The sequence below is a fragment of the Pantoea phytostimulans genome (genome assembly GCF_046118715.1).
GTDB classification, from domain to species: Bacteria; Pseudomonadota; Gammaproteobacteria; order Enterobacterales; family Enterobacteriaceae; genus Pantoea; species Pantoea phytostimulans.
Map to the genome: position 1 here is coordinate 3,224,235 of NZ_CP173698.1, position 19,901 is coordinate 3,244,135.

At 52.5% G+C, this 19,901-nt stretch carries 13 protein-coding genes; 8 read left to right on the forward strand and 5 right to left on the reverse strand.

Going from position 1 to position 19,901, the window contains the following annotated elements; all coding sequences use genetic code 11:
• Positions 1-17 precede the first annotated feature (17 nt).
• From bcsB to ACF2G4_RS15125, 5 genes are all read left to right on the forward strand, one after another.
• Positions 18-2,315 carry a cellulose biosynthesis cyclic di-GMP-binding regulatory protein BcsB gene (bcsB, locus tag ACF2G4_RS15105; RefSeq protein WP_409075082.1) on the forward strand — a complete coding sequence of 766 codons (2,298 nt, stop codon included), beginning with the start codon at positions 18-20 and terminating at the stop codon, positions 2,313-2,315.
• The gene (gene bcsC, locus ACF2G4_RS15110) at positions 2,308-5,778 is read left to right on the forward strand and encodes a cellulose synthase complex outer membrane protein BcsC (RefSeq protein WP_409075979.1); all 3,471 of its coding nucleotides are present in this window, start codon (positions 2,308-2,310) and stop codon (positions 5,776-5,778) included. The genes bcsB and bcsC overlap by 8 nt, the downstream gene beginning before the upstream one ends.
• 148 nt (positions 5,779-5,926) lie before the next feature.
• On the forward strand, positions 5,927-7,933 hold the full coding sequence (gene hmsP / locus ACF2G4_RS15115; RefSeq protein ID WP_409075083.1) for a biofilm formation regulator HmsP: 2,007 nt from the start codon (positions 5,927-5,929) through the stop codon (positions 7,931-7,933).
• Between the two features lie 229 nt (positions 7,934-8,162).
• Entirely contained in the window at positions 8,163-9,449 is a 1,287-nt protein-coding gene (locus ACF2G4_RS15120) for a dicarboxylate/amino acid:cation symporter (RefSeq protein ID WP_215848004.1), read from the forward strand.
• 238 nt (positions 9,450-9,687) lie between these two features.
• A complete protein-coding gene (locus ACF2G4_RS15125) occupies positions 9,688-11,205 on the forward strand; it encodes a pitrilysin family protein (RefSeq protein ID WP_332624888.1) in 1,518 nt (505 codons plus the stop codon).
• A gap of 4 nt (positions 11,206-11,209) precedes the next feature.
• Here the strand turns inward: ACF2G4_RS15125 and ACF2G4_RS15130 are convergent, their stop codons facing one another.
• The 4 genes from ACF2G4_RS15130 to ACF2G4_RS15145 all read right to left on the reverse strand — a co-directional run bounded on the left by ACF2G4_RS15130 (position 11,210) and on the right by ACF2G4_RS15145 (position 14,251).
• Positions 11,210-12,082 carry an alpha/beta hydrolase gene (locus ACF2G4_RS15130; RefSeq protein ID WP_215848003.1) on the reverse strand — a complete coding sequence of 291 codons (873 nt, stop codon included), beginning with the start codon at positions 12,080-12,082 and terminating at the stop codon, positions 11,210-11,212.
• Between the two features lie 384 nt (positions 12,083-12,466).
• On the reverse strand, positions 12,467-12,688 hold the full coding sequence (locus tag ACF2G4_RS15135) for a hypothetical protein (protein ID WP_215848002.1): 222 nt from the start codon (positions 12,686-12,688) through the stop codon (positions 12,467-12,469).
• 29 nt (positions 12,689-12,717) lie between these two features.
• Positions 12,718-13,038 (reverse strand): hypothetical protein, encoded by a 321-nt coding sequence (locus ACF2G4_RS15140; RefSeq protein ID WP_215848001.1) that lies wholly within the window; start codon positions 13,036-13,038, stop codon positions 12,718-12,720.
• Positions 13,039-13,318: 280 nt separating this feature from the next.
• Entirely contained in the window at positions 13,319-14,251 is a 933-nt protein-coding gene (locus ACF2G4_RS15145) for a sugar kinase (protein WP_332624887.1), read from the reverse strand.
• A 270-nt stretch (positions 14,252-14,521) separates the two neighbouring features.
• Here ACF2G4_RS15145 and pdeH point away from each other — a divergent pair, with 270 nt between their 5' ends.
• On the forward strand, positions 14,522-15,295 hold the full coding sequence (gene pdeH, locus ACF2G4_RS15150) for a cyclic-guanylate-specific phosphodiesterase (protein WP_409075084.1): 774 nt from the start codon (positions 14,522-14,524) through the stop codon (positions 15,293-15,295).
• Between the two features lie 63 nt (positions 15,296-15,358).
• On the forward strand, positions 15,359-17,419 hold the full coding sequence (locus tag ACF2G4_RS15155) for an AsmA family protein (protein ID WP_409075085.1): 2,061 nt from the start codon (positions 15,359-15,361) through the stop codon (positions 17,417-17,419).
• Here the strand turns inward: ACF2G4_RS15155 and ppiC are convergent, their stop codons facing one another.
• A complete protein-coding gene (ppiC, locus tag ACF2G4_RS15160; RefSeq protein ID WP_243079729.1) occupies positions 17,420-17,701 on the reverse strand; it encodes a peptidylprolyl isomerase PpiC in 282 nt (93 codons plus the stop codon).
• Between the two features lie 139 nt (positions 17,702-17,840).
• Between ppiC and rep the strand changes: the two genes are divergently transcribed.
• Positions 17,841-19,862 (forward strand): DNA helicase Rep, encoded by a 2,022-nt coding sequence (gene rep / locus ACF2G4_RS15165; protein WP_409075086.1) that lies wholly within the window; start codon positions 17,841-17,843, stop codon positions 19,860-19,862.
• Positions 19,863-19,901: the final 39 nt, after the last annotated feature.

Sequence of the window (19,901 nt, forward strand, 5' to 3'; positions counted from 1 at the left end):
CATTGATTGAGATAACCATGACAAGATTAACCGGTTGGTTCACCGCCCTGCTGATGGGCACCGCGACGCTGAGCTGTTTAGCAGTCCAACCCGCGAGTCCGATGATGCCAACTTACGCTGCAGCAGCACCGATTGCGTTGACAGCGACAGCCAGCGATCCGAATGCGCCACTGCGTGACAGCCTACTGAATTTTGCTCAGGTTGCCCCGTCGCCAGGCAGCATGGCGCTACGCGGTACCCAGACCACCAGCCAGATTGAATTTGGTGTGCGCAGTGATGAAGTGGTGACGCGAGCCTTGCTGAATCTCAGCTATCGCCCGTCTCCCGCGCTGATCCCGACGCTATCACAGCTGAAAATTTACCTTAATGATGAGATGGTGGGGCTGGTGACGCTAACCGCCGACCAGCTGGGAAAACGCAACCAAACGCAGATTTCACTCGATCCGCGCTTCATTGCTGATTTCAACCGTATTCGGCTTGAGCTGGTAGGCCATTACGCGAACGTCTGCGAAAACCCGGCCAACAGCACCATTTGGCTGGATATTGGCAAAGAGAGCCGCCTTGATTTAACGCTGCAAAAATTGCCGTTAAAAGATGATCTTTCGCATTTCCCGGAACCGTTCTTTGATGCCCGCGATGCGCGTCCGCTGACGTTGCCGATGGTATTCAGCACCCAACCCACGCTTAACCAACAGCGCGCTGCGGCGATGCTGGCCTCGTGGTTTGGCAGTAAAGCTGCGTGGCGTGGTCAAACGTTTCCGGTGTTGTATAACCAGCTACCCGAGCAGCAGCATGCGGTGGTGTTTGCCACCAACGCGCAGCGCCCAGATTTCCTCAATGATCATCCGTCAGTCAGCAAGCCAACGGTAGAGATTGTCAGCCAGCCCGGCAATCCTTATGAAAAAATGCTGCTGATTCTGGGGCGTGATGACAATGATTTGATCACGGCCGTGCAAGGGATTGCGCAGGGTGAATTGCTGCTGCGTGGCGACACCTCCACAATCGACAGCGTTAAATTACGTGAACCGCGCAAAGCGTATGACGCGCCGAGCTGGGTGCGAACTGACCGACGCACTACGTTTGCGGAGCTCACGCAGTATCAAAATCAGCTGCAATCTGACGGACTGCAGCCCAATCCGATTAGCCTGACGCTTAACCTGCCGCCCGATCTCTTTTTAGTGCGCGCACGCGGCATCGATATGGATCTGATTTACCGCTACAGTGCGCCGATCCAACAAGATGGATCGCGGCTGGCGGTGCATCTTAACAACCAGTTTATGCAGGATTATCCACTGCAACCCAAAGATACTGCGGATAAACAGATCCTGCGCCTTTCATTGATTCAGGGTTTGCAGGACAGCAGTCGCCAGCTCACCATTCCGGCGCTGCGGTTGGGCGTAGTGAATCAGCTGCGTTTTGATTTCGATTACGCCAATACCTTTATTGGCGGCACCGCCGACGGACGCTGCGAAACTGTCGCGCCGGTTGGGCATCATGTGGTAATTGACGAAAGTTCAAGCATCGATTTTTCCGGTTATCGCCATTACATCGAAATGCCGTCGCTGCGCGCCTTTGCCAATGCCGGTTTCCCGTTCAGCCGATACGCTGACTTATCACAAACGCTGGTGCTGGTGAATAAAAATCCCGGTCAGCAACAGATGACCACGTTGCTCGATGCGCTAGGCAATATGGGCGCGCAAACCGGTTATCCGGCGCTGCGGGTGCAGTTGACGGACGACTGGCGCAACGCGAAAGAGCAGGACAGGGATCTTCTGATGATCGGCACTATTCCGGCGGATCTGCAGGATGAACGCACGATCAATACGCTGGTTGAAGCCGCGCAGGGCTGGATGAACAAGCCGATGCGCCAGCCGCTGTCGGATATCACGGCGCAAAACAGCAGCGATCGTCAGGTCGAAAGCACCACCACGATTGGCTCACGCGGCCCGCTGGCAGCGATTATCGGCTTCCAGTCGCCGTTTAATGCGCAGCGTAGCGTGGTGGCTTTGCTGGCGGATGGCAGCCCGCGCGCCTGGGATTTGCTGAACAGCGCCATGCTCGACAGCAGCAAGCGTGGCAACGTGTTTGGTTCAGCCGCCATTATTCGTGAATCGGGTGTTGATAGCCTGCGCGTTGGCGAAAGTTATTACGTTGGGCATCTGCCGTGGTGGGAACGTTTATGGAACGCGCTGGCAACGCATCCTTTCTGGCTGGCTTCCTGCGCGGTGATTGTGGTGGTGCTGTTTGCGCTGATGGCATGGCGCCTGATGCGAATGGTGAGCCGCCGCCGTTTAGCTGAAGATGATGATGAATAATATTCGTCTGAGCCTGCTGCTGAGCGGATTGCTGGGCGCGTTAACCGCCCAGGCTTCGGGCCCACAGGTTTCGCCGATGGCGTGGTTGCTTACGCAGATTCGCACCGGTGAATCGATCAACAAGTACGACTTAGTTCAGCAATCGCTCTATCGACTGGAAAAAATCGACCCTGAAAATCCGCAGGTGCTGGCGGCACGCCTGCGCGTGTCACTGCATCAGGGCGATTTGACGCAGGCGCAGAGCCTGATGGCGCAACTGCGTCATGTCGCGCCAGATTCTGAAGCCGCACGTGAGTCGGCGGCGGGACTGAAGATGATGTCAGGCGAGGGGCGGCAAAAATTGCAGGAAGCACGCTTGTTGGCGGCGTCGGGAAGGCTGGCAGAAGCCAAAGCCGCTTACGATGCGCAATTTGCCGGGATTTTTCCTGATGTCAGTATGGCACTGGAATATTGGCGTTTGGTGGCGCGCTTACCCAGCAATGAAACGACGGCATACCAACAGTTGCAGGCGCTGGAAAAGCGTTATCCGGGCAACATCAGCGTTGAACTGCAGTTGGCACGCATGGCGTTTGAACACCAACAGCCTGCTGAAGCGGTGACGCAACTGCGTCGTCTTGCCAACATCAATGAAGGTCGCGTGGCCGCAGCAGAGCTGTGGCTGACGCAAATCCGTAATCAGCCCGTCAGCGACAGCAGCGTGGCTGCATTGCAACACTATCTCAGTCTCTTCAACAGCGGTGACGAGCAGCGGCAAGGTGAAGAAGAGCTTACGCGCCAGCAAACGTTGCTGGCCGATCCCGCTTATCGCCAGCGCGTACGTGGTTTGGCATTAGTCGAGGCTGGCGGCGGCGCGAATGCTATTCCCTCGCTGACGGCAGCGATCAAAGCGCATCCCGACGATGCCGAATTGCTGGGTGCAATGGGCCAGGCACAGGCGCGAGTCAATCATCGTGCCAGCGCAATCAGGTGGCTGGAACGCGCAGTAAAAGCTGGGCAGCAAAGTACACAGCTTGGCAAATGGCAATCGCTGCTGCAAACCAACCGTTACTGGCTGGCGATTGAGAACGGCGATCAGGCGCTGGCAAAAAAGGATATCGACAGGGCAGAACAGTACTATCGTACGGCGCAGACGCTTGACGATCGCGACAGTTATGCGCTGATTGGCCTCGGTGACGTGGCGCTGGCGTGTAAAAATAGCCAGAAAGCAGAGCAGCTTTGGCAGCAGGCGTTGACGCGTGATCGTAGCAATATCACCACCATTCGTCGCTTGATTGGGCTTTATCAAAGCGAATCTCCGGCACGTGCGCTGCAATTTATGAGTAGCCTGCCCGCCGCGCAGCAGCCTGCATTAGCAGAAACATTACGTGATTTACATAGCGATACCTTGCGTGCAGAAGGTGATGCGCTGGCGCAGCAAACCCATTGGGCGCAGGCTGCGGTGAAGTATCAACAGGCGGCACAGTTAACCCCGAATGATGTCTGGCTTAACTATCGCCTTGCGGGTGCGCTGCACAACGGCGGCGAGAAGAAGCAGGGCGATGGCATCATGCACGCGCTGCTGAATCACCATCCTGACGATGTGACTGCTCATTATGCCGCTGCGCTTTATCTTTCCAGCCATGACGATGGCGATGCCGCGCTTTTCGCCATGCACCGGCTGCCGTCGGCAAAATGGGACGATAATATGCGGGCATTGGCGGCTCGGTTGATGCAGGACAAGCTGCTGGCTGAGGCGCGTGCGCTGCGTGAAAAGGGCCAGGAAAAGGCCGCAACGGCTTTGCTGCTTCAGCAGCCTGTATCAACGCGCCGCGACATGCTGTTAGCGGATTGGGCGTTGGAGCGAGGCGATGCGCGACAGGCGCTGGATACCTATCAAAAAGTTTTAATAAAAGAACCGGATAACAGCGATGCCAGATTAGGCCGTATCGACGCGCTAATTGTTTTAAAACACAAGTCGGAAGCGTACAAGGCGTTGCAAAAACTGCCTTCTACTGAACGGCAAACCAGTAACAGCGAACGTCGTATCGCGCTGGCCTGGCAGCAGGTGGGCGAAACAACACGCGCGCAGCAGTTGTTTCAGGCGCTAAAGCTTCGCGTGGCTTCTGATCCGCCTTCACCCGATAAAGCATTGATTTACCGAGATGCGGCACGCGTTGAACTGACGCAGCAGCAGTCCACGGCGGCGCTTAATGATTATCGTGACGCGATGGTCGCCAGCGGCATCACGGCAACACGGCCGGAAAATAGCGAGAGCTTAACGGCGTTAACGCGCAATGAATTGCAGGATGACTGGCTAAAACGCAGCATTCGCCGCGATGCCGCCGATCTTTATCGTCAGCAAGAGACGACGCTGACGCTGGAACAGGATTATTCACGTAATAAAGGCAGCGGCGGACTTTCTGATTTTACCGCGCACACCACCTTGTTGCAGGCCGACACGCCGCTGGCAGCAGGACGCACTTTTGTCCGGCTCGATCATGTACAGCTCTCGGCGGGGAGCTTTGCTCACGCGAACGGTACGCATGACGCCCTGTTCGGCAGTTGTAATGACGCCAACTCTGGCGGCTGTAGCCGAGACTTTACCCAACGCGACGAAGGCACGGCTGTCGGCATCGGTTGGAAGAGTGATCGCTGGTCGGCGGATGTCGGCACCACGCCGCTGGGCTTTGCGGTGACAAATTGGGTCGGCGGCATCAGCTGGAAAACCGATCTGAAAGAGGTTGGCATTGTTATCAACGCCTCACGGCGTCCCATCTCCAGTTCGTTACTGGCTTTTGCGGGTACGCGTGATCCCTCGGCACAGGGCGGAAAAACTGTTGGCGGCGTGGTCGCCACCGGCGGGGGAATGGGGTTGAGTTACGATCGCGGCGGCGCACAGGGTATATGGGGCGATGTAAGCGCGCATCAGATTAGCGGTGAAAACGTTGCGGATAATAGCCGCGAACGTGTAATGGGCGGCTATTACTACAAGCTGATTAATGAAGACAATCGCCGCGCTACCGTCGGATTGAACAGCATGCTGTGGCATTACCAGAAGGATCTCAGCGGTTACAGCTTTGGTCAGGGCGGTTATTACAGTCCGCAGCGCTACCTCTCTTTCTCGCTGCCGGTGAGCTGGCGGCAGCGCATGGAAAACTGGTCGTATGAACTCGGCGGTTCAGCTTCATGGTCGCAATCTCATCGTGATGCGCAGCGGCGCTATCCGCTGAATCCGGGCTTTATGCTGGCCTCGAATCCCCTGTCAGAAAGCAGCACCAGTCGCGGTATCGGTTACACTTTGCAGGCGCTGCTAGAGCGACGCGTGACCGCAAACTGGTTTATTGGCGCGGGCATTGATATCCAGCAAGCTGAAGATTACACGCCAAGCCACGGTTTGATTTATCTGCGTTATTCAGCCGCAGGATGGCAAGGCGATCTGGCGATGCCACCGCAGGCGTTGGTGCCTTATGCCGATTTTAAATAGCGCGCCTTGTCTGAGGAGAATCTGGCGCGCTGGTCTGATTCTGCGTCGACTTGCCGCATAAGCATCAAAAAAAACATTGCGTTGGGATATACTTGCTGCGCATTTTCCTGTCTGATATCTGAGCTTTTTTGTAGTCGGGAGAGAATTTTTGCGGGTAAGTCGGTCACTTACGATAAAGCAGATGGCGACAGTTTCGCTGGTTGCCGTTATCACGGTCAGCATTTTTATCGTCATTCAACTGTTTCATTTTGTGCAGCAGCGCAGGATTGACTACGCCCAGCAAATGGAAACGATTGCGCATAGCGTGCGTCAGCCGCTGTCGGAAGCGGTACTGCGAGCCGATATACCGCAAGCTGAACACATTTTACATTCGCTGAAACCTGCCGGGATTTTATCCCGCGCGGATGTGGTATTACCCAACGCTTTTCAGGCGCTGCATGCGGATTTCGAACCCGAAAAACCGGTGCCGCGCTTAGTGGCGCGCCTGTTTGAACTGCCGGTGCAAATTACACTGCCGCTCTATTCCGTTGAAAATACCGGTTCGCCTAAACCGCTGGCGTATTTGGTGTTGCAAGCGAACTCCTCGCGCGTGTATCAATTTATTCTCAGCACGCTCTCGACCATGATCATCACCTATTTGCTGCTGGCGCTGATTCTTTCGGTAGCGATCAGCTGGTGTATCAACCGTTTAATCATCCATCCTCTGCGGAATATCTCCCGCGAGCTACAGGAACTGCCGCCGCAATCTATTCTGGCGCACAAGCTGACGCTGCCGCAGGGACATCGCGATGATGAAATAGGCATGCTGATCCGCAGTTACAATCGCAATCAGCAGGTGCTGGAGTCAGTGCATGATGAAATGAGTCGCCTGACGACCCACTTTGCCGTGACTGATTTACCGAATCGCACCCTGTTTCTCGCCCTGGTTGATCAACACATGCGCCATCCTTGTCGACCGTTTGGTTTGATGGTGATCCGCGTAGAAACGCTACAGGAAGCCAACGGCGTGTTGAGTGACGAACAGCGCGACACGCTGATGCTGACGCTGGTGGAGAAAATACGCAGCACACTCGACGATCACACCTTACTGGCGCAAACCGGCCCCAGTGATTTTGCGCTGCTCATGAAGCGCGCCAATAATCCGTTCCGGGCGATACGACTGGCGCGCAACCTGATCATTCGACTTAATCAGCCGGTGAATTTGCAGCAGCTGCAATTACGCCCCAATGCCAGTATCGGATTGGCATTACGCGATGATGAGCCGTTGGGCGCCAATGAACTGCTGGACCGCGCGACCTCGGCAATGATGTCGGCACGCCATCAAGGCAAAAACCAAATCCTGTTCTTTGATGCTGCCTTAACGGAGCGGGCGCAAAAGCGTTTAACCCAAGAGCACGATATTTTGCAGGGCCTGCATGACGAGCAGTTTGCGCTCTACCTCCAGCCGCAAATCAACATGCAAACCGGTGAATTGGCAGGTGCGGAAGCGCTACTGCGCATGCGCCAACCGGATGGCAGCTACGGATTGTCGGAAGAATTTATTGCCAGCGCCGAAGAGATTGGCGTGATCTCCGCCATTGGCCGTTGGGTATTCGAAGAAGCCTGCCGCATTCTGGCGGGTTGGCAAAAGCATGGCGTGATGATTCCACTCAGCGTGAACATTTCAGCCGTGCAACTGCGTGATGCCAGCATGGTGACGCATCTCCAGTCGCTGTTAGAGCGCCATCGTATTGCGCCCGGCACTTTTGTGGTGGAGATTACCGAAACGGCACAGATTGGCGATGCAGAACAGGCGATTTCGCTATTGCGAATGCTTCAGCAAACCGGCGTGGCCGTAGCGCTGGATGATTTTGGCATGGGCTATTCCAATCTGAATTACCTGCATCAGTTCAAAGCCCTGCCTGTGAATAAACTGAAGATGGACCGCAGTTTTGTCTCAGCTTTGCCCGATGATGACACCATGGTGCGTATTGTGGCGGCAATCGCCGACATCATTAATCTGGATGTCATTGCTGAGGGTGTTGAAACGAATGAGCAGCGCGACTGGCTACTGGCGCGCGGTATTCATATTGGTCAAGGCTACCTCTACTCTGAAGCTGTGAATCTGACACGTTTCAATCAACAATGGATTGTGAAACCGTCACGAACAGAATAATCACCTGATACATTGATTTTGCGAGAATTTTAGTTACAAAAGTCGCAGCTGAAGCGTTTCAGTTCAGAATTATGTCTGTATCATTTCCCTGGGCTTTGTCAGCCTGTATTAATCACGTAAACAGAGTGTTATTTTTCGGCTACCGGTTGATGTCTGGTTTTTCCAGCCTGACGGTCATGATAACGAATACGACAATATCGTCATTTCTGTCGCTAGTGGACTCCTGTTTATGAAAACCTCGCTATTTAAAAGCCTTTACTTCCAGGTGCTGGTTGCCATCGGCATCGGCGTTTTGATGGGTCATTTTTATCCCGAGTTAGGTACTCAGATGAAGCCGTTGGGTGATGGCTTCGTAAAACTGATCAAGATGATCATCGCTCCCGTAATCTTTTGTACGGTAGTGACCGGCATTGCTGGCATGGAAAGCATGAAAGCAGTTGGACGGACTGGCGCAGTCGCGCTGCTCTATTTTGAGATCGTCAGTACCATTGCGCTGATTATCGGGCTGATCGTGGTCAACGTGGTGCAGCCAGGTGCAGGAATGAATGTTGATCCGGCCACGCTGGATGCCAAAGCCGTGGCGGTTTATGCGCAGCAGGCTGAGCAGCAAGGTATCGTCGCCTTCTTATTGGATGTGATTCCTAATAGCGTGATCGGTGCGTTTGCTGGCGGCAATATTTTACAGGTGCTGCTGTTTGCCGTGCTGTTCGGTTTTGCGCTTCATCGTATGGGCAACGCCGGTACGCTGATTTTCAACGTTATCGAAAGCTTCTCGGGTGTGATCTTCGGCATTATCAATATGATTATGCGCCTTGCGCCAATCGGTGCTTTCGGTGCGATGGCCTTCACCATTGGTAAATATGGCGTTGGCTCGCTGGTCCAGCTTGGTCAGTTGATCGTCTGCTTCTATATCACCTGTGTTCTGTTCGTGGTGATAGTTTTAGGGCTAATTGCGCGCGTAGTGGGCTTTAACATCTTCAAGTTCATCGCCTATATCAAAGAAGAGTTGTTGATTGTGCTGGGCACGTCTTCTTCTGAATCAGCGCTGCCGCGCATGTTGGATAAGATGGAACGTCTCGGATGCAAGAAATCGGTAGTGGGGCTGGTTATTCCAACGGGTTACTCGTTTAACCTTGATGGCACCTCTATTTATCTCACCATGGCGGCGGTATTTATCGCGCAAGCAACCAATGCGCACATGGATATCTTCCACCAAATCACCTTGCTGGTGGTATTGCTGCTCTCCTCAAAAGGAGCGGCGGGCGTAACGGGCAGCGGATTTATTGTGCTGGCAGCGACGCTTTCAGCGGTGGGGCATTTACCGGTAGCAGGCCTGGCGTTGATTCTCGGTATTGACCGCTTTATGTCCGAAGCGCGTGCGCTGACCAATTTGGTCGGCAACGGTGTGGCAACGGTGGTAGTCGCGAAGTGGGTAGGTCAGCTGGATGAAAACCAGTTGAAGGAGACACTTTCAGGTAGCAATAAGACGAAAAAAACGTCTGAATCCTCTGTTTAATCACTGATTTCCATTTAAATCCCCACAAATGCCCGCTGTCGCTTGCCCTGACAGCGGGCATTTGGATAATGAACCCCAGTTAATGTTTTTCACTTCGTTGCGCGACATCATGACCTTCCTGTGGTCAAAGACTTTGTTGTTGGATAACAGCGCGGTCCGGCGCCTGCCGGTTCGTTAATAACAGCGGCAGTATGCGCCAGTGATAACGATTTTTTGAATTGTTTGAGTAGGGGTTCACATGCAGGGCACCAGAATTCGGCTTTTAGTTGGTGGATTAGTGCTGGCGGCAACCAGTTATGGTGTACAAGCAGAAACGCTGCAACCCGATCCTGCCTGGCAGGAAGGGAAACTGGATAACGGTTTCAACTGGCAGTTGCTGGCGACACCACAACGCCCCAGCGATCGCATTGAACTGCGTATGGTGGTAAACACCGGTTCGCTGGTGGAAGGGACGCAACAGGCAGGTTTCAGTCATCTGCTGCCGCGCCTTGCCATGGTGCACAACACTGCGCTCGACACTAATCAACAACGCGCCTTATGGCAGCAAGCGATGGACCCGCAGCATCCGCTCCCGCCGGTCATCGCATCTTATGATTACACCCAATTTAACCTTAGCCTGCCCAATAACCGGCCAGAATTGTTGAAAGAAGCATTGAACTGGTTGGCGGCAACGGCAGGCAATATGGCCATTACCGATCAAGTGGTTAACACCGCGCTTTCCGCTTCCGATCCTATTGCGACTTGGCCAGCAAACACCCAGGATGTCTGGTGGCGCTTTCGTCTGAAAGGGTCGGCGCTACTGGCACATGACCCCGCCGAGCAGCCGCGCGCGCCGGTGGATTTGGCTCAGCTGGAAACCTTTTATCGTCAATGGTATACACCCGATGCAATGACACTCTATGTGGTTGGCAACGTCGACAGCCGCAGTCTGTCGGAACAGATCAATAAAGCTTTCTCACCGCTAAAAGGCAAGCGCGATGCGCCTGCGCCGTTGCCGACGCTTTCTCCGTTGCCGCATGAGCCGGTGAATCTGGTCAATGGCAAGATGAGCCAGGATCGCCTGTCGCTGGTGTGGGATACGCCATGGCAGCCGATTCGTGATTCGCAAAATTTGCAGCGTTACTGGCAAGGCGATCTGGCACGTGAAGCGTTGTTCTGGCATGTGCAGCGTGCGCTAAGCGACAGCAAAGCGCAGGGCGTACAGGTTGGTTTCGATTGCCGTGTGCTATACCAACGTGCGCAATGCTCAATCAACATGGATGCGCGCAACGACACGCTGTCCCAGAATATGAATCTGGTGGCGCGTGAGCTGGCGAAAGTGCGTGATAAAGGTTTACCGCAGGAAGAGTTTGATGCGCTGATGGCGCAAAAACTGTTGGAGCTGAACAAACTGTTTACCACCTATGCCCGCACCGATACTGACGTGTTAATCAGTCAGCGTCTGCGTTCGCAGCAAAATTCCGTGGTGGATATTGCGCCTGAACAATATCAAAAACTGCGTCAGGCTTTTTTGGCTGGATTAACGCGCGAGCAGCTGAATCAGGAACTGCGTCAGCAACTCAGTCAGGAATTGATGATGGTGTTGATTCAGCCGGAAGGCGAAGCGGAAACCAACGTGAAAATGTTGCAAAGCGACTGGGATAAGGTGATGGCTCCGCCGGCAACGCCTGCAACCAGCAGCGATGCCAGCCAGCCGGACAGCAGCACTAGCCAACCCGATGGTAGCGCCAGCGACGTTGCGCCGCCGGCTTCTTAACGACTCAGGTTTTTGCCCTGAGCCATTCGGTCACTAACATTGGCCAACTGGCGAGGGGCAAATCTGCCACACCTCGGATACCAAAGCCGTGTCCGCCTTTCTGATAGAAATGCACTTCTGTTGGAACGTTATGTTCCCGTAATGCGCTAAAGAACACCATGCTGTTATTGACCGATACCGATTCGTCATCAGCAGCGTGGATCAATAACGTCGGCGGGACTTGCGCATGGACGCGTGTTTCCATTGAATAAGCATCAATAGTTTGCTGATCTGGCCAGGCACCAAGCAGGCGGGTACGAGAGCCTTCATGGGCCAATCCTTCACGCATACTGATTACCGGATACACCAGCACCATGGCATCTGGGCGCGGCGAGTGGTTTTCAGCGTTGTCCTGCACCGGATAAAGCTTTTCCGCGAAACGTGTGCCCAAGCTGGCAGCAACGTGACCTCCCGCTGAAAAACCCATCATCACGATATATTTACCGTTCAAGCCGCGCTGCGCACGTTCACGCAATACGCGTACCGCACGCTGCGCATCTGCCAGCGGTGCATCCGGGCCTTCATGATGCCCATCGTAGGGCAGGCGATACGTCATGACCGCCAGCGTATAGCCCATGGAAGTGAAAAAAGTGGCAAGCGCGCTGCCTTCACGATCAATCATTACGCGGTGATAACCACCACCGGGCGCAACAAGCAATGTAATGCCGTTGGACTCAATCGGATGCCAAATGGCCATTTCTGGACAGCGAACGCCCGAAGCGGCACGATCAAAAGGTTCATACGGCTTCGCCATATCAACAATCTGAGGCTGAGCGCGCGAGTCGCTCGCACCTGGCGCATCACCTTGCGGCCAGATATTAATAATTTCTGTGTTCATAAATAGGTCCTGATGCGAGAGCTGTTGTAATTGTTTTGTTCGCGGCCGGGTAAACAGCGTCCTGCTGTTGTTGATTAAAAGATGGTCTTTTTTAGCAGCGACGTCCATCCGAAAACGGTAAAAATAAGCAGATTAGGACTATGCCTGGTGGCAAGGTGATTTTGTAACTTAATGATTTTTAAGATTATTAATAATAAATCTATAACGGGGTTTTATATGTTGCAGAGAAGAAAGGGTAGAACCGTTGAAATTTGAGTTAATAACTAAAATACAAAGCGTAAAATTTTATCGACACTGAAATTTTTAGTTTTTTTAACTCGGCAATTATCAATGTTATTGATGTTTCAGACCTTGAAAAAAGGCAGCACAGCGCTGCCTGATTTATTAAGGTTGCCTTGATTTTCCGTTATACCAATCAAGTGCGCGGAAAATTGCAGCAAAAAAACTATAAACGCCAACAATCATAAAAAACCACATTAAAAGATCGTAAGGGTTTTTTGTAACTGAAAAACGACATAAGCTGGTGTTATAAGCAATATGCATTGCTATAAATAATGAAAGCAGACTGATTATTGTTCTACGGGTGCGTGGATCGTTTAAGCGCATTTTCATCACCGCAACGGCTTATTCAAACGTTACCAGGAACATTGTCCGCCAATCCCGCTGTTGTTATTACTATTATTATTTTTGTTGCCACCGTACGGGCTATTATTGCACCCTAAAGACGCACCCAGTGCGCCCGCAGTAGCACCCATTGCCATTCCCGCCGGGCCGCCAGGAATACCACCGATTAATCCTATGATAGCGCCTGCGCCGACGTCGTTAGCGCAACTTTTTGGCGCGCCACCCCTTTTGCCGCCGTTGTAGCCACTGGAGATGGTTCCACCGCTGGATTTGTCTGCAAAGTTGCCCGCGCCAGAGATGATCTCGACTTCTTTTAAAGTCAGTTCACGCATGGAAATTTCCTTATTTTAGTGGTCAGATTTATAGATTTGTCTTTCTCAAGACCAAAAAAATATAAAATAAATGGGCTGCAGAGTAAATCTAAAGCAGGAAGTTAATTATTTTTTTCAGACGCAGATCTACTATTTTATTGAAAATGACAGGTTATATTATTCATATATTTAACGTGTTCAGGTAACAGTAATTATTAATATTATTATCGGAGGGCGAAATTTAATGTATGGATTTTTTAACGCGTTGTTATAATAACGCCCCAATAAATGGGGCGAGATATTAATTCGGCATGGCATTTAGCGGAATAATGGCGCCGCGATGTTGGATCACCGTGCTGGCAGTGAGATGGCCTCGCTCGGCCGCCGCCTGAGGCGATGCACCGACCAAACGTTGAGAAAGGTAGCCCGCGCTGAATGAGTCACCTGCTGCCGTCGTATCAATGATTTTTTCTTTCGCCAGACGTACCGCAGCGACATCAATCAAAGGATCATCACCGATAGCAACCAGGCAAGATTCTGCGCCGCGTTTGATGACGATTTCACTGGCACCAGCCTCGCGCGTTCGGGCAATAACCGCTTCAAGCGTCTGTTCACCCCATAGCAAATGCTCATCATCCAGAGTCAAGAAGGCGATATCAGTGCAATTTAGCATGGCGCGATAGGCCGCTTGTGCCTGGGATTTATCAGCCCACAAGCGTGGACGGTAGTTGTTATCAAATATCACCTTGCCGCCGTTGGCGCGACAACGCGACAGCAGATCCATTAATTTCTCACGGCTGGCATCAGGCAAAATCGCCAGGCTGATGCCGCTTAAATAGAGGTAATCATAATTTTCGAGCTGCTGGCAAACCGCGTCGCTGTTTGCACTGTCGAGCCAATACCGTGCGGCAGCATCGCTGCGCCAGTACCAGAAGGTGCGTTCGCCGTGTGGATCAGTTTCAATCACATACAGGCCCGGCATTTTGTTATCTAGCCGCTGAATCAGATCGGTTTTAACCTTTTCCTGCTGCCAGGCGGCGATCATTTGATCGCTGAACGAATCTGTACCCAGCGCGGTAACGTAATCTACGCTTAGCTGCGCGTCATCAACCTGGCGGGCGATATAAACTGCGGTGTTGAGCGTATCACCGCCAAAACCACGTTTAATGTTCTCACCCTTTTCGGACAGCTCAATCATGCATTCGCCAATAACGGCGATTTTTTTCTGCGTCATGGTTTTCGGCCTGTAGTGAAATATTGCATTAGTCTCGCGTCTGGTATGGCAGACGTCAACGATTTTTAAAACGCCGTTTTGATTCCACTTAAGTCGCGATTAGGGTGCGATCTGATTGATAAAGCGAATAAATGCAGGCTTTTTTCGCCGATTGTTTAGGTTGGTGGGTTGGTACACTCTTCGCTTTATTGCGGCCCTAAAATAAAGTAATTACCAAAATTGCCGTTGGGTTGCCGCATTGAGGCGCTCGCCACCAACCAGGAAAATACCATGGTGATGGAGAATATTAGTCCCAGACTACCTTCTTCGACTGACATCAATCCCCCGCAGGAAACGCGCCTTTTCTGGCAGCAATGCCAACGGTTTTATACTTTTCAGCCGATCTATCAGACAACGGGTCGGCTGTTAGCGATTGAATTGTTGACCGCCATCACCCATCCGTCTACGCCGGAGGATAAGTTATCGTCTGAAGCCTATTTCGCGGCGCTCGATATTCCTCAACGCCTGTATGTTGTGCATGAACAGCTGGAACTCTTAACGCAGTGGGCCACTTTTTTCGAACGCACCGGCATTGTCGCATCCGTGAATATTGACGGCCCTTCGCTGCTGTCGATTCAAAATCATCCCACCATTCGCAATTTAATTGCGCGCTTGCCTTGGGTGCGATTCGAACTGACCGAACACCATGTTTTGCCGCAGGAAGAGATGGTGGCGCAGATGCCGGAACTTGGCCCGCTTTGGCTGGATGATTTCGGTTCCGGCATGGCAAATTTCTCTGCTCTGACTGAACTCAAGTACGACTACATCAAGCTTTCGCGTGAACTGTTCATCCTGCTGCGCGCCAGCGAAGAGGGATGCAGCTTGTTTTCTATGTTGTTGGCTTTGATTAACCGATACTGCAATGGCGTGATTGTTGAAGGTGTAGAAACAGAAGAGGAGTGGCAACAAGTGCAATCTTCTCCTGCTATGGCGGCGCAAGGCTATTTTTTTTCGCGCCCAGTGCCCTTTTCTGAATTGAATCATCTTCCTATCCAGCTTCCCTGATGCCGTTCCCCACGCTCTCGACTATCTTTAACGGAGACCGGGGAAGGGCAAGGAGAATGCAAAATGTCACGTACGGGAAAAATAGTAAGCTGGATTATTGGGATTTTTTTATTGTTGGTTGTGGTGATCATCGTGGTGATTGCCACGTTTGACTGGAATCGCCTGAAGCCAACCATCAACCAGAAAGTCTCCACGGAACTGAACCGTCCTTTCGCCATTCGCGGCGATTTAGGCGTGGCTTGGGAGCGCAATCGCGACGAACCGGGCTGGCGCAGCTGGGTGCCGTGGCCGCATCTGCATGCGCAGGACATCATGCTGGGCAATCCGCCCGAAATTCCAGAAGTGACGATGGTGCATTTACAACGCGTGGACGCCACGCTGGCACCGTTGGCTCTGCTGCATAAAGAAGTTTTTATTCCGTGGATCAAACTGGAAGCGCCCGATGCACGCCTGATCCAAACAGCGGATAAGAAAAATAACTGGACCTTCAATCTTGCCAACAGTGACAGCAAAGATGAAAACGCGCCGCCGTCAGCCTGGTCATTCCGTCTCGACAATATCCTGTTTGATCAAGGTCAGATTCGTTATCGCGACGCCGTCAATAAAGCCGATGTCACGGTAAAAGTGAATCCGCTGGGTAAACCGTTACCTTATGCACAAATTGCTGGCGGCGATGACAAGCAAAAAGGCGCGGGTGATTTTATCTTTGGCTGGCAGGCGAACGGCACCTATAACAATGAGCGGCTGGTTGGCGAAGGCAAAATTGGTGGCATGTTATCGCTGCGCAGCCAGACAACGCCATTCCCTCTCCAGGCAGATATTCGCAACGGCAGTACACGCGTGCAGGTCACGGGCGGGTTGCAAGATCCGATGAATCTTGGTGGACTGGATGTGCGTCTGCGCTTCTCGGGTGACACCTTAGCCAACTTGTATGGTTTAACCGGCGTGTTGCTGCCTGATACCCCGCCGTACGAAACCGATGGTCATCTGATCGCCAAGTTTGCGGGTGAGAAGGGGCCGGTTTTCCACTATGAGAATTTTAATGGACATATTGGCGACAGCGATATTCACGGATCGCTGACTTATACCCAAGGCAAACCGCGGCCTAAACTGGCTGGCGAACTGACATCTCGTCAGCTGCGCATGGCTGATTTGGGGCCGCTGATTGGGGTAGATTCCGGTAAAGGCAGTGAAAAAACCGTGCAGGCTAAAGCGCAGCGCGGTGAAAAATCGACGCAGCCTGCCGATCGTGTCTTGCCGCATGACAAGTTTGATACCAAAAGCTGGGATGTCATGGACGCTGATGTGAAGTTCAGCGGAAAGCGCATCGAACACAGTAATTCGCTGCCGTTAAGCGATCTTTATACCCATTTACAGCTTAAAAACGGTGATTTGCTGTTAGATCCGCTGCGCTTTGGTATGGCGGGCGGCAGTCTGAACAGCACCATACATCTGGAAGGCGATCGAACCCCGATGCGGGGACGCGCGGATATACATGCACGTAAATTGCATCTGCGTCAGTTGTTCCCGGATGTGACTGCCATGCAAAACAGCATGGGTCAGCTAAACGGTGATGCCAGCTTTACCGGCAACGGCAACTCAGTGGCGGATTTGCTGGCGACCAGTAATGGTCAACTCAAGTTGCTGATGAACGATGGTTTGATTAGCCGCAGCCTGATGGAAATAGCCGGGCTGAATGTCGGTAATTACGTGGTGGGTAAACTCTTCGGTGATGATGAAGTGCGTATCAACTGCGCTGCGACCGATATCAAACTGCAAAACGGCTTAGCAACGCCGAACCTCTTTGTGTTCGATACCGAGAACGCGGTGATTAATATTACCGGCAACGCCAACTTTGCCAACGAACGCATGGATCTCACCGTTAATCCTGAGAGCAAAGGTGTGCGCATTATCACGCTGCGATCGCCGCTTTACGTGCGCGGCACGTTTAAAAGCCCGGATGCGGGGGTGAAAGCGGGGCCGTTAATTGCACGTGGCGCGGCAGCGGTAGCATTGGGCGCGGTGGTTGCGCCTGCCGCCGCATTGCTGGCACTGATTTCTCCAAGTGATAATGAAGACAATCAGTGCAGCACTATTTTGCAGCAGATGAAGAGCAAGAAGTAATCAGTTACGGTAGATCACTTTGATGATGTGATAACCAAAGGCGGTTTTCACCGGTCCGTAAGGTTTCAGTAGCGGGCAGGTGAAGACCGCTTTATCAAAGGCCGGCACCATTTGCCCCTGACGAAACTCCCCTAAATCACCGCCGTTACGCCCTGATGGGCAGGTTGAATGTTTCTTCGCCAACTGCTGGAAATTTTCGCCTTTTTCCAGTTTTGCCAGTAACTCTTTAGCCAGCGCTTCCTCTTTCACGAGGATGTGTAAAGCCGCCGCGGTTTTCGCCATGATAGTGTCTCGTTGTGTATAATCGTCGCCCATTATAACCCTATCTTTCGAACTGTAGGTGCGTTGCTCACCGCTGTGGTTCTGGTTCGAGATCGGGTGTCTGCCTCCTTTTTCATTTTCTACTGAGTGATATTCCGTTATGCGTTTAAACCCCGGTCAACAACGTGCTGTCGAATTTGTCACCGGACCTTGCCTGGTGCTGGCGGGTGCGGGATCGGGAAAAACCCGTGTTATTACCAATAAGATTGCGCATCTGATTCGTGAGTGCGGCTACCAGGCACGCCACATTGCAGCGGTAACATTTACCAATAAAGCGTCTCGCGAGATGAAAGAGCGAGTGGCGCAGACATTGGGCCGCAAAGAAGCTCGTGGGCTGATGATCTCAACGTTCCATACCTTGGGGCTTGAGATCATTAAGCGCGAATACGTCGCGTTGGGCATGAAATCAAACTTCTCGCTGTTTGACGACCAAGACCAGCTCGCCTTGCTGAAGGAGCTGACCAAACAGTGGCTGGAAGAAGATAAAGCACTGGTACAGCAGCTTATTTCAACGATCTCAAACTGGAAAAACGATCTTGTCGATCCGCCTCGGGCCGCCGCTCTGGCGCGTTCCGAGCGAGATACTATTTTTGCGCACTGTTATAGCTTGTACGACCAGCACCTTAAAGCCTGCAACGTGTTGGACTTTGATGATTTGATTCTGCTGCCTACGCTCTTGTTGCAGCGCAACCAGGAAGTGCGTGAACGCTGGCAGCAGCGCATTCGTTATCTGCTGGTCGATGAGTATCAGGACACCAACACCAGCCAATACGAATTGGTGAAATTGCTGGTAGGGGCGCGGGCGCGTTTTACCGTCGTTGGCGATGACGACCAGTCGATCTATTCGTGGCGTGGCGCACGCCCACAAAATCTGGTTCTGCTGAAAGAAGATTTTCCCGCGTTGGAGGTCGTCAAGCTGGAGCAAAATTACCGCTCCTCGCAGCGCATTCTGAAAGCGGCGAATATCTTGATTGCCAACAATCCGCATGTGTTTGAAAAACGTCTTTTTTCCGAGCTGGGCATCGGCAATGAATTAAAAGTGCTGAGCGCGAATAATGAAGATCATGAAGCAGAGCGCGTGGCGGGTGAAATGATTGCGCATCACTTCATTAATAAAACGGCCTACAAAGATTACGCCATTCTTTACCGTGGCAATCATCAGTCGCGCGTGTTTGAAAAGCAGCTGATGCAAAACCGTATTCCTTATCGTATTTCAGGTGGCACTTCGTTCTTCTCGCGCCCGGAAATCAAAGATTTATTAGCCTATTTGCGCGTGTTAACCAATCCCGATGACGACAGCGCTTTTCTGCGTATCGTCAATACGCCACGCCGTGAAATTGGGCCGGCCACGCTGCAAAAGCTGGGTGAATGGGCCAATCTGCGCAATAAAAGTTTATTTAACGCCAGCTTTGATGTGGGGCTGGGACAAACGCTGACGGGGCGCGGACTGGAGCATTTGCAGCGTTTTACCCAATGGTTGAATACGCTGATCCAACTGACCGAACGTGAACCGGTGAATGCCGTGCGCGACTTGATCCGCGGTATCGATTACGAAAGTTGGCTGTTTGAAACGTCAGGCAGCCCTAAAGCCGCTGAAATGCGCATGAAAAACGTCAATACGCTGTTTCAGTGGATGACTGAGATGCTTGAAGGCACCGATCTGGATGAGCCAATGACGCTGGCGCAGGTTGTTACGCGCTTTACCTTGCGTGACATGATGGAGCGCGGTGAAAGCGATGAAGAGCTGGATCAGGTGCAACTGATGACGCTGCATGCTTCGAAAGGGCTGGAGTTCCCGTACGTTTATCTGGTCGGCATGGAAGAGGGTTTGCTGCCACATCAGAGCAGCATCGATGAAAATAATATCGAGGAAGAACGCCGCCTTGCTTACGTGGGCATCACCCGTGCGCAAAAGGAGCTGACGTTCACTTTATGCCGCGAACGTCGCCAATATGGCGAGTTAATGCGCCCAGAACCTAGCCGCTTCTTACTTGAGCTGCCGCAAGATGATGTGGTGTGGGAAACCGAACGTAAAGTGGTAAGTGCGGAAGAGCGCATGAAAACCGGCCAGAGTCGCGTGGCAGGATTAAGAGCGATGCTGGAAAAGGCGAAGAAAGCGTAGTTGAAACCGAGTGATCAAGAGGCCAAATCTGGCCTCTGA

What these genes read in the sequence shown, in the direction of transcription:
- bcsB (WP_409075082.1), top strand. Translation starts at nt 18, where the DNA reads ATGACAAGATTAACCGGTTGGTTCACCGCCCTGCTGATGGGCACCGCG.
- bcsC (WP_409075979.1), top strand. Translation starts at nt 2,308, where the DNA reads ATGAATAATATTCGTCTGAGCCTGCTGCTGAGCGGATTGCTGGGCGCG.
- ACF2G4_RS15120 (WP_215848004.1), top strand. Translation starts at nt 8,163, where the DNA reads ATGAAAACCTCGCTATTTAAAAGCCTTTACTTCCAGGTGCTGGTTGCC.
- ACF2G4_RS15125 (WP_332624888.1), top strand. Translation starts at nt 9,688, where the DNA reads ATGCAGGGCACCAGAATTCGGCTTTTAGTTGGTGGATTAGTGCTGGCG.
- ACF2G4_RS15130 (WP_215848003.1), bottom strand. Translation starts at nt 12,082, where the DNA reads ATGAACACAGAAATTATTAATATCTGGCCGCAAGGTGATGCGCCAGGT.
- ACF2G4_RS15135 (WP_215848002.1), bottom strand. Translation starts at nt 12,688, where the DNA reads ATGCGCTTAAACGATCCACGCACCCGTAGAACAATAATCAGTCTGCTT.
- ACF2G4_RS15140 (WP_215848001.1), bottom strand. Translation starts at nt 13,038, where the DNA reads ATGCGTGAACTGACTTTAAAAGAAGTCGAGATCATCTCTGGCGCGGGC.
- ACF2G4_RS15145 (WP_332624887.1), bottom strand. Translation starts at nt 14,251, where the DNA reads ATGACGCAGAAAAAAATCGCCGTTATTGGCGAATGCATGATTGAGCTG.
- pdeH (WP_409075084.1), top strand. Translation starts at nt 14,522, where the DNA reads ATGGTGATGGAGAATATTAGTCCCAGACTACCTTCTTCGACTGACATC.
- ACF2G4_RS15155 (WP_409075085.1), top strand. Translation starts at nt 15,359, where the DNA reads ATGTCACGTACGGGAAAAATAGTAAGCTGGATTATTGGGATTTTTTTA.
- ppiC (WP_243079729.1), bottom strand. Translation starts at nt 17,701, where the DNA reads ATGGCGAAAACCGCGGCGGCTTTACACATCCTCGTGAAAGAGGAAGCG.
- rep (WP_409075086.1), top strand. Translation starts at nt 17,841, where the DNA reads ATGCGTTTAAACCCCGGTCAACAACGTGCTGTCGAATTTGTCACCGGA.